This window comes from Paraburkholderia sp. 22099 (genome assembly GCF_052045835.1).
In the GTDB taxonomy this organism is placed as follows: Bacteria; Pseudomonadota; Gammaproteobacteria; order Burkholderiales; family Burkholderiaceae; genus Paraburkholderia; species Paraburkholderia terricola.
The window spans coordinates 253,877-268,355 of record NZ_JBQEPU010000002.1; the positions used below are offsets into that span (position 1 = coordinate 253,877).

Annotated in this window: 13 protein-coding genes; 3 read left to right on the forward strand and 10 right to left on the reverse strand. The window is 62.8% G+C overall.

Translation table 11 applies throughout. The features are described 5' to 3' along the window. The first annotated feature begins 57 nt into the window (after window positions 1-57). Window positions 58-996, forward strand: a complete 939-nt coding sequence (locus tag ACTJLC_RS03435) for a class II glutamine amidotransferase (protein WP_440843253.1) — start codon at window positions 58-60, stop codon at window positions 994-996. A 134-nt stretch (window positions 997-1,130) separates the two neighbouring features. On the opposite strand, the gene ACTJLC_RS03440 is transcribed toward ACTJLC_RS03435, so the two are convergent. From ACTJLC_RS03440 to ACTJLC_RS03465, 6 genes are all read right to left on the reverse strand, one after another. Continuing rightward, window positions 1,131-1,856, reverse strand: coding sequence for an amino acid ABC transporter ATP-binding protein (locus ACTJLC_RS03440; RefSeq protein WP_440843254.1), 726 nt, complete (start codon window positions 1,854-1,856; stop codon window positions 1,131-1,133). Continuing rightward, a complete protein-coding gene (gene gltK, locus ACTJLC_RS03445; protein ID WP_073429104.1) occupies window positions 1,853-2,530 on the reverse strand; it encodes a glutamate/aspartate ABC transporter permease GltK in 678 nt (225 codons plus the stop codon). The genes ACTJLC_RS03440 and gltK overlap by 4 nt, the downstream gene beginning before the upstream one ends. Continuing rightward, entirely contained in the window at window positions 2,530-3,270 is a 741-nt protein-coding gene (locus ACTJLC_RS03450) for an amino acid ABC transporter permease (RefSeq protein WP_073429105.1), read from the reverse strand. The genes gltK and ACTJLC_RS03450 overlap by 1 nt, the downstream gene beginning before the upstream one ends. A gap of 80 nt (window positions 3,271-3,350) precedes the next feature. Next, on the reverse strand, window positions 3,351-4,244 hold the full coding sequence (locus ACTJLC_RS03455) for a glutamate/aspartate ABC transporter substrate-binding protein (protein WP_073429106.1): 894 nt from the start codon (window positions 4,242-4,244) through the stop codon (window positions 3,351-3,353). 291 nt (window positions 4,245-4,535) lie between these two features. Then, complete coding sequence (locus ACTJLC_RS03460; RefSeq protein ID WP_083083153.1) at window positions 4,536-5,849, reverse strand: Glu/Leu/Phe/Val family dehydrogenase; 1,314 nt, start codon at window positions 5,847-5,849, stop codon at window positions 4,536-4,538. A 139-nt stretch (window positions 5,850-5,988) separates the two neighbouring features. Continuing rightward, window positions 5,989-6,951, reverse strand: a complete 963-nt coding sequence (locus ACTJLC_RS03465) for a LysR family transcriptional regulator (protein ID WP_073429108.1) — start codon at window positions 6,949-6,951, stop codon at window positions 5,989-5,991. Window positions 6,952-7,113: 162 nt separating this feature from the next. Between ACTJLC_RS03465 and purB the strand changes: the two genes are divergently transcribed. Further along, window positions 7,114-8,502, forward strand: a complete 1,389-nt coding sequence (purB, locus tag ACTJLC_RS03470) for an adenylosuccinate lyase (RefSeq protein ID WP_073429109.1) — start codon at window positions 7,114-7,116, stop codon at window positions 8,500-8,502. A 92-nt stretch (window positions 8,503-8,594) separates the two neighbouring features. On the opposite strand, the gene ACTJLC_RS03475 is transcribed toward purB, so the two are convergent. The 4 genes from ACTJLC_RS03475 to edd all read right to left on the reverse strand — a co-directional run bounded on the left by ACTJLC_RS03475 (window position 8,595) and on the right by edd (window position 13,298). Beyond that, window positions 8,595-9,089 carry a gluconokinase gene (locus tag ACTJLC_RS03475; protein WP_073429110.1) on the reverse strand — a complete coding sequence of 165 codons (495 nt, stop codon included), beginning with the start codon at window positions 9,087-9,089 and terminating at the stop codon, window positions 8,595-8,597. Between the two features lie 10 nt (window positions 9,090-9,099). Further along, window positions 9,100-10,485 (reverse strand): GntP family permease, encoded by a 1,386-nt coding sequence (locus tag ACTJLC_RS03480; protein ID WP_073429111.1) that lies wholly within the window; start codon window positions 10,483-10,485, stop codon window positions 9,100-9,102. Window positions 10,486-10,743: 258 nt separating this feature from the next. Further along, the gene (gene eda, locus ACTJLC_RS03485) at window positions 10,744-11,385 is read right to left on the reverse strand and encodes a bifunctional 4-hydroxy-2-oxoglutarate aldolase/2-dehydro-3-deoxy-phosphogluconate aldolase (RefSeq protein ID WP_073429112.1); all 642 of its coding nucleotides are present in this window, start codon (window positions 11,383-11,385) and stop codon (window positions 10,744-10,746) included. 2 nt (window positions 11,386-11,387) lie between these two features. Continuing rightward, window positions 11,388-13,298, reverse strand: a complete 1,911-nt coding sequence (gene edd, locus ACTJLC_RS03490) for a phosphogluconate dehydratase (protein ID WP_310131718.1) — start codon at window positions 13,296-13,298, stop codon at window positions 11,388-11,390. 315 nt (window positions 13,299-13,613) lie between these two features. On the opposite strand from edd, the gene ACTJLC_RS03495 reads away from it, so the two are divergent. Continuing rightward, window positions 13,614-14,459, forward strand: a complete 846-nt coding sequence (locus ACTJLC_RS03495) for a MurR/RpiR family transcriptional regulator (protein WP_073429114.1) — start codon at window positions 13,614-13,616, stop codon at window positions 14,457-14,459. Window positions 14,460-14,479: the final 20 nt, after the last annotated feature.

Genomic DNA, 14,479 nt, shown 5'->3' on the forward strand with positions numbered 1-14,479 from the left:
ATATGCTTGGAAATCGTCATTGTAACGGCTCGCCCCGTTCACAGGCTTACCCGCAACATGTGCCAACTTCTCGGAATGAACTGCGCCGCGCCAACGGACGTCACGTTCTCGTTCACCGGCTTTGCGGCGCGCGGCGGCGTCACCGATCACCACGCGGACGGCTGGGGTATCGCCTTCTTCGAAGACAAAGCCTGCCGCCTGTTCATCGACCATCAATCGTCGGCCACCTCGCCGATCGCCGAGATGGTCAAGCGCTATCCGATCAAATCGAAGAACACCATTGCGCATATCCGCAAGGCGACGCAAGGGCACATCCTGCTGGAAAACTGCCATCCGTTCATGCGCGAATTGTGGGGGCGCCACTGGATCTTCGCGCATAACGGCGACCTGCAAGATTATTCGCCGGCGCTGACGGGCGTTTATCAGCCGGTCGGCACGACCGATAGCGAGCTCGCGTTCTGCGCGCTGTTGCAAGGCTTGCGCAAGGCTTTCCCCGGCACGCAGCCGCCGCTCGACGAACTGTTCGCCGCGCTCGAAACGCTCACGCGTGAGATCACGCAATTCGGCGTGTTCAATTTCCTGATGTCGAACGGCCAGGCGCTGTTTGCACATTGCTCGACGCACCTGCACTACATCGTGCGGCGCTGGCCGTTTTCCACCGCGCATCTGGTCGACGCGGACGTCTCGATCGACTTCGCCAAATACACCACGCCGGAAGACCGGGTCGCGGTGATCGCAACCAAGCCGCTGACCGACAACGAAGTGTGGACCGCGTTCGAACCGGGCGATCTGCTGATGTTCCAGCACGGCGACGTCATTGGCCGCGTCAACGTGCCGGTGCCGGCCTCGGTACTCGAGAAGCTGCGGAATCCGGCGCTGGATGCGTCGGCCTCGGTGAGCACGATAGCGGCTTCGGTCGAACCCGCCAGTCCTGCCGGGACGGCGACCGAAGTCGATCTCGAAGCGGCCGACGACGCCGCCGCATTCGAATCCTGAGCCACGACGCGCCTGCACTCGCAGGCGTCGACAGTCCGCGCGCCGCACATGAAAAAGCCGCTTCGTCCCCGAAGCGGCTTTTCTTTTTCTCCCGGCAAGGGCCGCGCCCAATAAACCGCGCGGCCGCAAAAGACTCAGTGCAGGATTTTCGCCAGAAAATCCTTCGCGCGATCCGACTTCGGATTCGCGAAGAAATCTTCCTTGCGGTCGTCTTCGACGATCAAGCCCTTGTCCATGAAGATCACGCGATGCGCGACCTTCTTCGCAAAGCCCATTTCGTGCGTGACGCACATCATCGTCATGCCTTCCTGCGCGAGTTCGACCATCACGTCGAGCACTTCGTTGATCATCTCAGGATCGAGCGCCGAGGTCGGCTCGTCGAACAGCATCGCAATCGGGTCCATCGACAACGCGCGTGCAATCGCCACGCGCTGCTGCTGTCCGCCCGACAACTGCCCCGGATACTTGTCCGCGTGCGCACGCAGACCCACGCGATCGAGCAGCTTGTAGCCCTTGGTCGTGGCTTCCTCGTTCGAGCGGCCCAGCACCTTGACCTGCGCGAGCGTCAGGTTCTGCACGATCGACAGATGCGGGAACAATTCGAAATGCTGGAACACCATGCCGACTTTCGCGCGCAGCTTCGAGAGATTGGTTTTCTTGTCGGTGAGCGACTGGCCGTTGATGACGATCTCGCCCTTCTGGAACGGCTCGAGGCCATTGACGGTTTTGATCAGCGTGGACTTGCCCGAGCCCGACGGCCCGCACACCACCACCACTTCACCCTTTTTGACTTCCGTCGTGCAGTCGGTCAGCACTTGAAATTGACCGTACCACTTCGAAACATTCTTGATAGAGATCATCTTGCGACCTTTTTCTGAAGACCTTTGACGAGGCTCGACGCGACCACACAGATCACGAAATAACACGCGCCAGCGAACAGTACCATCTCGACATTCGTGCCGTCACGGTCGCCAATATTCGTGGCCGTGCGGAAGAAGTCGGCGAGGCTGATCACGTAGACGAGCGACGTATCCTGAAACAGCACGATGCCTTGCGTGAGCAGAAGCGGCACCATTGCGCGGAACGCCTGCGGCAGCACCACGAGACGCATGGCCTGCGCGTAGTTCATGCCGAGCGCGAACGACGCATTGACCTGCCCGCGCGGCACCGACTGAATGCCGGCGCGAATGATCTCCGAATAGTACGCCGCCTCGAACAGCGAGAAAGCGACCATTGCCGACGCAAGGCGAATGTCGATATCGGGCGAGAGCCCGAGCACGTTCTGCAACACCTGCGGCACGATCAGGAAGAACCACAGCAGAACCATCACCAGCGGGATCGAACGGAAGATCGTGACGTAGCCCTTCGCGAACCACTCGAAAGGCTTGAACGACGACAACCGCAACATGGCGAGCACCGTGCCCCAGATGATGCCGATCACGATCGCGATCAGCGTGATCTTGATGGTGACGATGGCGCCGGTCCACAGCGTAGGCAGTGCGCCCGGAATACCGCTCCAGTCGAAATGGTGCATCACTTGCCTCCGATATAGCCGGGCAACCGGGTCTTGGCTTCGACCCAGCGCATCAGTTGCATCACGATCAGATTGATCAACACATACGCCAGCGTGACCGCGATGAACGACTCATACGTCTGCGACGTGTAGTCGACCAGTTGGCGCGCCTGCGCGGACAGATCCAGCAGACCGATGGTCGACGCAACCGCCGAGTTCTTGAAGATGTTCAGAAACTCGGACGTAAGCGGCGGCACGATGATGCGGTACGCGACCGGCAACAGCACGTAGCGATACGTCTGCCATTGCGTGAAGCCCATTGCCAGGCCCGCGGCGCGCTGGCCGCGCGGCAACGCGTTGATGCCCGAGCGCACCTGCTCGCACACGCGCGCCGCGGTGAAAAGTCCGAGACAGATAATCGACGATGAGAAGAACTGCGCACTCGGCGGCAGTTGCTTGTACCAGGTGCCGATCGACACGGGCAGCAACTCCGGTATCACCAGATACCAGATGAAGAACTGCACGATCAGCGGGATGTTGCGGAAAATCGCGACATAGAGCGTGCCGATGCCCGACGCCCATTTGTTCGGCACCGTGCGCAGCACACCGAACAGCGAGCCGACGATCAGCGCGATCACCCATGCCGACAGCGACACGGTAATCGTCACCCAGAAGCCGGACATCAGCCAGCCCAGATAGGTGGTCGGCTCGCCGGTCGAGACCGGACTCAGCAGAATGCCCCAGTTCCAGTGATATGACATGACCAAGACTCCAGCAAAAAGAAACGGAAGAAGCGTGCGGCCCCTTCCGTTTCGTTCAGCAATTCAAAAACAGCTAAGGTTTAATCGATAGCCTTGTCATTCGGGCTCTTGTAGAGCGCCTTGATGTCGTCGCTTTCCGGGAAGTTCAGGTTCAGGCCCTTCGGCGGAATCGGCGATTCGAACCACTTCTTGTAGATCTGGCTGGCTTCGCCCGAGGTTTCGACCTTCGCGATCGCGTCGTCGACAACCTTCTTGAACTCCGGATCGTTCTTGCGAATCATGCAGCCGTATGCTTCGTGCGATTGCGGCGCGCCGACGATCACGAAGTCGTCCGGCTTGTTCGATTTCGCGCGTTCGCCTGCCAGCAGCGCGTCGTCCATCATGAACGCGGCGGCGCGGCCGGTGGAGAGCGTCAGGAACGACTCGCCATGATCCTTCGCGCTGATGATGTTCATGCCCATGCTCTTGTCCTGGTTCATCTTGCGAAGCAGGCGCTCGGAGGTGGTGCCGGCGGTCGTGACGACCGTCTTGCCCTTCAGGTCGGCCCAGTCCTTGATGCCCGAGTCTTTCTTGGTCATCAAGCGTGTGCCGATCACGAAGATCGTGTTGGAGAATGCGACCTGTTGCTGGCGCTCGGCGTTATTCGTGGTCGAACCGCATTCCATGTCGACGGTGCCGTTCTGCACCAGCGGAATACGGTTTTGCGACGTAACCGGCGTCAGCTTGACCTTCAGGCCAGGCATGTTCAGCTTCTGCTTGACCGCCTCAACCACTTTCAGCGCGAATTCCTGCGAATAGCCGATGACATTCTGCTTGTCGTCGTAATACGAGAACGGGATCGACGATTCGCGATGGCCCAGCGAAATGACGCCCGTGTCCTTGATCTTTTTCAGCGTACCGGCGTCTTGCGCATGCGCGCCAACCGTAAACAGTCCGAGAGTCGCGAGCAGCAGCGCAGCTTTTTTAACCTTCATTTGTGATCTCCTTGGCAAGAACCGGCGCCAGTTTAGCAAAGTAATTATTCTGAAAGTATGGCTATAAACCATGTTTGTTGCGTCTCGCCCAAAGGGGACTTGCTTCGGGGCGCGCGCCGCTATGGTTTACAGCGCCTTAACCCAATCAGTCAAGCTTTCCGGGCATGCGAATGCGGGCGGCATCGATACGATGCCGCCCGCCGGGTAACACACGCGGTCTTGTGAACCGCGTTGAAGCAAGCGTATTCGAGCGGGTCCGCGGGTGGCGGAGCCGCCGTTCACGCAAACCGATCAGGGATACAGGCCGCGCATTTCGCGCGCTTGCAGAATCCGCTTACACGCGACGATAAACGCCGCGGTACGCACGGAGACGTTCTGCTCGCTCGACACCTGCCACACCGCGGCGAATGCTTCTCGCATCACGCGCTCGAGGCGCTGGTTGATTTCGTCCTCGGTCCAGAAGAAGCTCGAGAAATCCTGCACCCATTCGAAGTACGACACCGTCACGCCGCCCGCATTGGCCACGACGTCCGGAATCACGAGAATGCCGCGATCGTGCAGGATGTCGTCCGCCGCCGTGGTGGTCGGGCCGTTGGCGCCTTCCACGATGATCTTCGTCCTGATCTTGCCGGCGTTCTTTTCGGTGATCTGGTTTTCCAGCGCGGCCGGAATCAGGATGTCGGACTCGACGGTCCAGAATTCCTCGTTCGTCACGGCATCCGCTTCGGGGAAGCCACCCACGCCGCCCGTCTTCGCCACGTGTTCGAGCAAGGCGACCGCATCGATACCGGTCGACTTGTACAGCGAGCCGGTGTGATCCTGCACCGCGACCACCTTCGCGCCCGCTTCCTGGAACAGACGCGCGGCGATGCCGCCCACGTTGCCGAAGCCTTGCACGGCGATGCGCGCGCCTTCGATATCGAAGCCGATGCGGCGCGCCGCTTCGCAGCCGACCACGTACACGCCGCGGCCCGTCGCCTCGCGGCGGCCCAGCGAACCACCCAGCGTGATCGGCTTGCCCGTCACGACGCCGGTCGCCGTTTGGCCCTGGTTCATCGAGTAGGTGTCCATCATCCACGCCATGATCTGCTCGTTCGTGTTCACGTCCGGCGCGGGAATGTCGGTGTTCGGTCCGATGATGATGCCGATTTCACTCGTGTAGCGGCGCGTCATGCGCTCCAGCTCGCCACGCGACAAGGTGCGCGGGTCGACGCGGATGCCGCCCTTGGCGCCGCCGTAAGGCACGTTCACCGCCGCGTTCTTCACCGACATCCACGCGGACAGCGCCATCACTTCCGACAGCGTCACGTCCTGGTGATAGCGCACGCCGCCCTTGCCCGGACCGCGCGACACGTTGTGCTGCACGCGATAGCCCTCGAAGTGCGCGACGGTGCCGTTATCGAGTTCGATAGGCACGTCGACGATCAGAATGCGCTTCGGGCGCTTCAGGGTTTCGAGCCAGCGGGACAGCGAGCCGAGGTACGGCGCGACGCGGTCGACCTGGCGCAGGTAGTTGCCCCAGGGGCCGAGGTCTTCGCTATTGAGGTAGGAGGGAATGGACTGCAACGTTGCGGCGGATTGTGCGGCTTGCTGCTGGGAAGACATGAACGCTCCGGCGTTGATCGAATAGCAGCATTGTGGAAAAACGCCATTTTGAAATCCAATGCCGTTTCCTTATCCGATTATGTTTTATTTGCATAACCATCGGAAAGCCGCAAATCCACGTCGTGGCAAAGCATGTTTTTCAGCGGGCATCCGCGCCATGCGCCAGTTCCTCGGCGACGACCTCCCACAACTGCCGCACGAGTACCTGCCGGGCATCGTCGCTCTTCGCCGCCAGTTTGTCGCGGTAGAGGCGAATCTCCATGGTCAGCGTGAGTTGCCCTTCCGGCGTGCCGCGCGTCGCGCGATCGAGACGGATCAGCTTGCCCTCGGCGACCGCGTCCTCCACCGCGCTATGCGGCAGGAACGCGACGCCGTGGCCGGCCAGCGCCATCGCCTTGAGTCCCTCGGCCATGTCGGTTTCGTAGAGCCGGTCGAGGTACAGGCGCTCCGGCGCGTTGGCGAGGATCACCTCGGTCATGCGGCCCAGATACGCGTTCGGCGTGTACGACAGATACGGCGTGGACGCCTCGGCGGTGCCCGGCAGCGTATGGCGCGGACGGCCGGCGCGGCCCGGCGCCGAAAACGGACTGATCGGCTCGTTGCCGAGCGTCAGCATGTCGTAGCGGGCGGGGTCGAGCGCGACCGGATGGCTCGGGTGGTGATAGCCCATCATCAGATCGCAGCCGCCCTCCACCAGCGACAACGCCGCGTCGTGCACGTTCAGCGCGCGCAGTCGCGTGTGGATCGTGCCCATCTGCGCTTCGATGCGCTGCAGCCAGCGCGGAAAGTACGTGAGCGACAGCGTGTGCGGCACCGCGAACTCGATGGTCGCTTGCGGCGTCGCCGTATGGCCGCGCAGCAACGCGCGGGCCTCGTGGAACTGCGACAGCATCGCGAGCGCCTGCTCGTTGAAAACCTGACCGGCCGCCGTGAGCCGCGTCGGATAAACGGAACGGTCGATCAGTTCAGTGCCGAGCCACGCTTCGAGCGCCTGAATGCGCCGGGAAAACGCCGGCTGGGTGACGTGGCGTAATTCGGCCGAACGGCTGAAACTGCGCGTTTCCGCGAGCGAAACGAAGTCTTCGAGCCATTTCAGTTCCATGCGTAGCCTGCCGCCGGCGGGAGAGAAGAAGTCAGCATTCTAGATCGTGCCGCCATGCGGGGCGCGGGCGGGAGCGGAAATCAGGAGCGGCACCGTCCGGTGGTAAAATTCGCGGTTCCCGCAGTTTCCTCCGCGTTTTTCATCCTTGCGTCAGCCCCCATCATGTCCGACACCCGCCCCGACACCCTGTTCGCGCTGAACGCGCTCTCCCCGCTCGACGGCCGCTACGCCGCGAAAACCGAAGCCCTGCGCGACTGGCTTTCGGAAGCCGCTTTCATGCGCAATCGCGTGACGGTCGAAATTCACTGGCTGATCGCGCTCTCGCGCGCGGGTTTCGCCGAAGTGCCGCGCTTTTCCGAAGCCTCCGAGCAATTCCTGCTGCAACTGGCCGAGCGCTTCACCGCGCACGACGCCGCGCGCATCAAGGAAATCGAGCGCGTGACGAATCACGACGTGAAAGCGGTCGAGTACTGGCTGAAGGAATCGGTGAAAGGTCAGGAAGAACTGGAGCGCGCCAGCGAGTTCATCCACTTTGCCTGCACGTCCGAAGACATCAACAATACGTCGCACGGGCTGATGCTGGCCGGCGCGCGCGAGCACGTCATTTTGCCCGCGCTGCGCTCGGTGCATCAGCGCCTCGTCGCGCTCGCGCACGCGCACGCCGAACAGCCGATGCTCTCGCGCACGCACGGCCAGCCGGCGAGCCCCACCACGCTCGGCAAGGAAATCGCCAACGTCGCCGCGCGCCTGGAACGCGCGATCGACCGTGTCGCGAAGGTGGAACTGCTCGGCAAGATGAACGGCGCGGTCGGCAACTTCAACGCGCATCTGTCCGCCTATCCCGAGTTCGACTGGGAAGCGTTCTCGCGTGAAGTGGTCGAGCAGCGTCTTAAGCTCACGTTCAATCCGTACACGATCCAGATCGAGCCGCACGACTACATGGCCGAACTGTTCGACGCGGTGTCGCGCGCCAATACGATCCTGCTGGATCTGGACCGCGACGTCTGGGGCTACATCTCGGTCGGCTACTTCAAGCAGCGCACGAAGGCCGGCGAGATCGGTTCGTCGACGATGCCGCACAAGGTCAATCCGATCGACTTCGAAAACTCGGAAGGCAATCTCGGCCTGGCAAACGCCACGCTGCGCCACCTCGCCGACAAGCTGCCGGTTTCGCGCTGGCAGCGCGACCTGACCGACTCGACGGTGTTGCGCAATATGGGGGTCGCGTTCGGTTACTCGCTGCTCGCATACGACTCGCTGATCCGCGGTCTCGACAAGCTCGAAGTGAACGCGCAGCGCCTGAACGAAGATCTCGACAATTGCTGGGAAGTGCTGGCCGAGCCGGTGCAAACGGTGATGCGCCGTTACGGCATCGAGAATCCTTACGAGCAGTTGAAGGAATTGACGCGCGGCAAGGGCATCACGCGCGAGGCGCTGCAAACGTTCGTCAGCGGCCTTGCGATCCCGCAAGACGCGAAGGATCGCTTGCTCGCGATGACGCCGGCTTCATACATCGGCAAGGCGGTCGAACTGGCGAAGCGGATTGCTTGAGATTCCCGCCGGGGCTCATGACATGAAAACCCGGGCATGAAAAAGGCGCTCCACGGAGCGCCTTTTTTCATGCCAGCACGTCAGCTAACCGCTCACCGCGATTGGACCTGCTTCAACACATCGTCGATGATCGCCTCGGGCGACAACTCGATGCTCACGGTGATCGCCTCATCCGGGCCCGGTTCCTCGAGCGTATCGAGCTGGCTTTGCAGCAGCGACGGATCGAAGAAGTGGCCGGTGCGCATCGTCAAACGCTGTTCCAGCACTTCGCGCGAACCCTTCAGGTAGACGAAGCACACATCCTTGTCGCCGTCGCGCAGCACGTCGCGATACGAGCGCTTCAGCGACGAACACGTGAACACCGCCGTCTCGCCCGCCTTCTGCTTTTCTTCGATCGCGGCGCGGATGGTTTTCAGCCAGGGCCAACGGTCCTCGTCGGTGAGCGGAATGCCCTGGTGCATTTTCTCCTTGTTGGCGGCGCTGTGAAACGCGTCGCCGTCGGTGAACGCGCACTGCAGGCGTTCCGCCAGCATTTCGCCAATCCTCGTCTTGCCGGCGCCCGACACGCCCATTGCGATCAAAATCATCAAAAACTCCTTACACGACCGTCGACAATGCGAAGGTCAACGCCAAACCCATCACCGAGATGATGGTCTCGAGGAGCGACCATGTCTTGAAGGTCTGCCCCACCGTCATACCGAAGTATTCCTTGATCAGCCAGAAACCGCCGTCGTTCACGTGCGAAAAGATCAGCGAGCCGGAGCCGGTGGCGAGCACCATCAATTCCGGCGTGACCTGCACGCCGCTGGCCGCCGCGATCGGCGCGACGATACCGCAGGCGGTGGTCATCGCGACCGTTGCCGAACCCGTGGCGAGGCGAATCAGCGCGGCCACCAGCCAGCCGAACAGCAGCGGCGACAGATGCATCGCCGTCGCCACGCCGACGATTTCCTTCGAAATGCCGCTATCCATCAGCACCCGCCCGAAACCGCCGCCCGCACCGACGATCAGCGTAATACCCGCGATCGGCGCGAGACATTCGCCGCAGAACTTCTGGATCTGCTCGCGGTTGAAGCCGCGGCTCGCACCGAAGGTCCAGAAGCTGACCAGCACGGCGATCAGCAGCGCGACGTCCGAATTGCCGACGAAATGCAGCAGGTCGTTCGCCAGCGTTTTCGGCGTGAATACGAGATCGGCCCAACTGCCGACCAGCATCAGGATCACCGGCAGCAGGATCGTGAAGAGCGTCACGCCGAAGCCCGGCAACTCCCGCTTCGGCGCCGCATTCTGCGCGCCGTTCATGCCAAGCTCGTCGTGGCCGACAAATTGCGCGGCGAGCGGATTGTCCTTCGGCAGCTTGATGAAGCGGTTGATCAGCAACGCGAACAGCGGGCCCGCGACGATCGCGGTCGGCACGCCGACGATTAGCCCATAGGCGATCGTCTTGCCGATATCGGCGTGATACTGCTGCACCGCGAGCATGGCGGCCGGGTGCGGCGGAATCAGCCCGTGCACGACGGAAAGCCCCGCGACCATCGGCAAGCCGACCAGCAGCAGCGATTTGTTGGTGCGCTTTGCGACGTTGAACGCGATCGGAATCAGCAGCACGAAGCCGACCTCGAAGAACACCGGCAAGCCGACGATGATCGCCACGACCATCATCGCCCAATGAATATTCTTCTCGCCGAACCAGTCGATCAGCGTGGTGGCGATGCGTTCGGCGCCGCCGGATTCGGCCATCATCTTGCCGAGCATCGTGCCGAGGCCGACCACCACCGCGATGTGCCCGAGCGTGTTGCCGTTGCCGGTTTCGAACGATTTGACGATGGTGCCGATCGGCATGCCGGACACGAGGCCCAGCAGCAACGACACGATGATCAGGACGAGTAGCGGGTAAATCTTGTAGCGGGTGATCAGCAGGATCAGCAAGGCGATGGCGATCACCGCGTAGACCAGCAGCATGCTGCCGTGAACAGCTTCCATGAAGCTCCTCCTTCGTTATTGGTTGTGGGTGCGCACGGCTGGCACCTCGTCTCGTGGTGGCCAGCGGCGATGCCGGAAAAGCCGGCTCGCCGCGCGGACGCTGAATTTTACTTGCTGTTCTGCCTGAAGGCGCGCGAATCCAGCACGCATATCGAAAGAAGCCTCGCCGCGACAGCCGTGGTGGCTATATCGACGAGGCTCCTTGCAGGCAAGACGGGGATGACACGGAATCGCGCGCCGCTTCGGTTCAGTGAGAACTCAATGCGCAGGCGCCGCCAGTTGGCTGGCCGCACGCGCGAGACGCGTGACTTCGTCCCAGTGCTGCGAGGCGAGCGCGGCCTTCGGTGTGAGCCATGAGCCGCCCACGCACACCACGTTCGGCAGCGCCAGGAAATTCGGGGCCGTTTCGGCTGTGATGCCGCCGGTCGGGCAGAACTTCAGCGTCGGGAACGGGCCGTGGAACGCTTGCAGCATCGGCACCCCGCCCGCCTGTTGGGCCGGGAAAAACTTCACGATCTCGTAGCCGAGTTCGAGCGCGGTGATGATGTCGGTCGGCGTCATGACACCCGGCAGCAGCGGCAAGCCGGCGTCCTGCGCGGCCTTGTGCATGTCTTTGGTCAGCCCCGGCGAGACGCCGAACTTCGCGCCGGCTTTCTTCGCCTGCGCGCAATGCTCGGGCTTCGTGATCGTGCCGACGCCGACCACGATGTCCTCGGCCAACTGGCTAGCGCGTTCGATCGCTTCGAGGCCCGCCGCGGTGCGCAGCGTGATTTCGAGCACCTTCACGCCACCTGCGTGCAGCGCGCGCGACACATGCTCGCCCTGTTCGACGGAGTCGAACGCGAGCACCGGAATCACCGGGCCGAGGCGCACGATATCGCTTACTGTTTTCGAGGTCATGGTCAGACTCCTTGTTTCTGCAGCGCTTGGCTGGCTTGAGTGGTGCTGGTGTGTGCATGGCCGTGCTGGTGCGCGCCGCGCTCGCCCACCATCGGGCCGAACACCGACGCGCCCTGCTCCGCGGGCGCCGCCGCCGCCCGGAACACGCCGAACAGTTCGCGGCCGAAGCCGACTTCGTTTTCCGCCTGATGCCGCGGCACGGCGCCCGGCCGCGCGGCCCATTCGGCCGCGTCGATTTCGATGTCGAGCACGCCGGCTTCCGCGTCGATCACCAGCATGTCGCCGGTGCGGACCTTGCCGATCGGGCCTTGCAGCAATGCTTCCGGCGACAGGTGAATCACCGCGGGCACCTTGCCCGAGGCGCCCGACATGCGGCCGTCGGTGACCAGGGCGACATGGAAGCCTTGATCCTGCAACACGCCGAGCAGCGGCGTCAAACGATGCAGTTCGGGCATGCCGTTTGCCCGCGCGCCCTGAAAACGCACGACGGCGATGAAGTCGCGCTTCAGCTCGCCGTTGTCGAATGCTTCCTGCACGGCTTCCTGCGAATCGAACACGATGGCCGGCGCCTTCACCTTGCGATGCTGCGCGGCCACAGCCGAAATCTTGATCACGCCGCGACCGAGCTTGCCCTGCATCAGACGCAAGCCGCCGTCCGGCTGGAACGGCTCCTTGATGCTGCGCAGCACCGCGGTGTCCGCGCTTTCGGCCGTGCCCGGCACCCATTGCAGCTTGCCGTCGAGCAGCTTCGGCTCCTCGGTGTAGTGCTTCAGGCCCTTGCCCGCGACCGTGTTCACGTCTTCGTGCAGCAAGCCGCCTTCCAGCAGATTGCGAACGAGGAACGCAACGCCGCCCGCCGCGTGGAAATGGTTCACGTCGGCCTTGCCGTTCGGATAAATCTTGGCGAGCAGCGGCACCGCTTGCGACAGCGTGTCGAAGTCGTCCCAGTCGATCACGATGCCCGCCGCGCGCGCAATCGCGACCAGGTGCAGCGTGTGATTGGTCGAACCGCCCGTGGCCAGCAACGCGACGATGCCGTTGACGATCGCCTTCTCGTCGATCACGTGCCCGATCGGCATGTAGTTGCCGCGCTCCACCGTCAGATCGAGCACGCGACGCGCGGCTTGCGCGGTCAGCGCGTCGCGCAGCGGCGTGTGCGGATGCACGAACGCCGAGCCCGGCAGATGCAGGCCCATCACTTCCATCAGCATCTGGTTGCTGTTCGCGGTGCCGTAGAACGTGCAGGTGCCGTGGCTGTGATACGCGGCGGCTTCCGCTTCGAGCAGTGCGTCGCGGCCGCACTGGCCGGTGGCGAAAAGCTGACGCGTCTTGGCTTTCTCGTCGTTCGAGAGGCCGCTGCCCATCGGGCCGGCCGGCACGAAAATCGTCGGCAGATGGCCGAATTGCAGCGCGCCGATCAAAAGACCGGGCACGATCTTGTCGCAGATGCCGAGGCACAGCGCCGCGTCGAACATGTTGTGCGTGAGCGCGACCGCGGTGCTCATCGCGATCACCTCGCGCGAGAACAGCGACAGCTCCATGCCCGCGTTGCCTTGCGTGACGCCGTCGCACATGGCGGGCACGCCGCCCGCGAATTGCGCGACGCCGCCGTTTTCACGCGCGGCTTCCTTGATGATGTCCGGGTAGTTTTTGTACGGCGCGTGCGCCGACAGCATTTCGTTATACGACGACACGATGCCGATGTTCGGCTCGCGGATCGCCTTGATGGCGAGTTTGTCGCGGCCCTCCAGCCCGGCAAAGCCGTGAGCCAGATTCGCGCACGAGAGCGCGCCGCGCGCCGGGAACCGGCCCTGTGCCTGGTCGATGCGCGACAGATAAGCCTCGCGAGTGGGCTTGCTGCGCTCGATCACGCGTTGGGTGACCTTCAACAATTGCGAATGCGGGGAAACCATCGGAGCTCCTTCTTCGCTGGCTAAAGACGACTTGCGGACGACTTGCGGGCGTTGCGCGCACTATGCCAGGCAGGTATCGCGGGGGATGTCGGATCAGTCGACGCCGCCAATGTTAGTAGAAAAACTACACGGTCGCAATCGCGAGTCGTGCTGCGCTGCGGCATCGCCGAACCGCCCGTCTGGGCCTACTGGCTTGGGTTGGGCGCTGCGCCTGCGAACCTAGGGATTACACCTAGACCCGAATATGTAGTTTTTGTACCTTGTTTGGCAATCAGATATAGTCCACGCATTCTTCAGCATAGTGCGAGTTTTACGATGATGCTGTCCCAAGTGGAAGAGATGCGCGATCAGTTGCGCCCATCCGAGCGCAAGCTGGCCGACTACGTGATCGAGTCGCCCCGCGAGGTGCTCGATCTGTCGATGACGGAAGTCGCCGCGCGTGCCGGCGTGAGCCAGCCGACCATCGCGCGTTTCTGTCACGCGCTCGGCTTCTCGGGGTTTCGCGAGTTCAAGATCCGGCTCGCGCAGGGCATTGCGTCAGGCGTGCCGACCGTCTATCGGGACGTGCGGCCGGACGAAGGCGCGCCGGGGCTCATCGCGAAGGTCTTCGACCGAACCATCGGCACGCTGATCCAGGTGCGCAACAGCCTGTCGCCGGATAGCGTCGAAGCGGCCGTCGAATTGCTGGCGAACGCGGCGCGCATCGAGTTCTACGGGGCGGGAGGCTCGGGCATTGCCGCGCAGGACATTCAGCACAAGTTCTTCCGGCTCGGCATGCCGAGCGTCGCTTACTCCGACCCGCACACTTATTCGATGTCGGCGGCGCTGCTCGGTCCCGGCGACGTGGTGGTGGCGGTTTCCAACACCGGCCGGACCCGCGACATCATCGAAGCCGCGCGCTCGGCGCTCGCTCGCGGCGCGAAGGTGATCGCGATCACGCATGGCAATTCGCCGCTGGCGCGGGTCGCGACGATCTGCCTGTTCTCGAATGTCGTGGAGGAAACCGACGTGTTCTCGCCGATGACTTCGCGCATGTCGCATCTGGCGATCGGCGACATTCTGGCGGTCGGCGTCGCGCTCAAGCGTGGACCCGATCTGGTGGAGCGTGTGGGGCAGGCGAAAGGGGTGATCGCCCGATTGAGGATCGATGGGGAGGTTTGAGCGACCGGGTACGAAGGTTC

Coding starts and splice junctions, on each gene's coding strand:
- eda (WP_073429112.1), bottom strand. CDS start 11,385: ATGACCTCGAAAACAGTAAGCGATATCGTGCGCCTCGGCCCGGTGATT.
- ACTJLC_RS03460 (WP_083083153.1), bottom strand. CDS start 5,849: ATGTCTTCCCAGCAGCAAGCCGCACAATCCGCCGCAACGTTGCAGTCC.
- ACTJLC_RS03495 (WP_073429114.1), top strand. CDS start 13,614: ATGATGCTGTCCCAAGTGGAAGAGATGCGCGATCAGTTGCGCCCATCC.
- gltK (WP_073429104.1), bottom strand. CDS start 2,530: ATGCACCATTTCGACTGGAGCGGTATTCCGGGCGCACTGCCTACGCTG.
- purB (WP_073429109.1), top strand. CDS start 7,114: ATGTCCGACACCCGCCCCGACACCCTGTTCGCGCTGAACGCGCTCTCC.
- ACTJLC_RS03455 (WP_073429106.1), bottom strand. CDS start 4,244: ATGAAGGTTAAAAAAGCTGCGCTGCTGCTCGCGACTCTCGGACTGTTT.
- ACTJLC_RS03440 (WP_440843254.1), bottom strand. CDS start 1,856: ATGATCTCTATCAAGAATGTTTCGAAGTGGTACGGTCAATTTCAAGTG.
- ACTJLC_RS03480 (WP_073429111.1), bottom strand. CDS start 10,485: ATGGAAGCTGTTCACGGCAGCATGCTGCTGGTCTACGCGGTGATCGCC.
- ACTJLC_RS03475 (WP_073429110.1), bottom strand. CDS start 9,089: ATGATTTTGATCGCAATGGGCGTGTCGGGCGCCGGCAAGACGAGGATT.
- ACTJLC_RS03450 (WP_073429105.1), bottom strand. CDS start 3,270: ATGTCATATCACTGGAACTGGGGCATTCTGCTGAGTCCGGTCTCGACC.
- ACTJLC_RS03465 (WP_073429108.1), bottom strand. CDS start 6,951: ATGGAACTGAAATGGCTCGAAGACTTCGTTTCGCTCGCGGAAACGCGC.
- ACTJLC_RS03435 (WP_440843253.1), top strand. CDS start 58: ATGTGCCAACTTCTCGGAATGAACTGCGCCGCGCCAACGGACGTCACG.
- edd (WP_310131718.1), bottom strand. CDS start 13,298: ATGGTTTCCCCGCATTCGCAATTGTTGAAGGTCACCCAACGCGTGATC.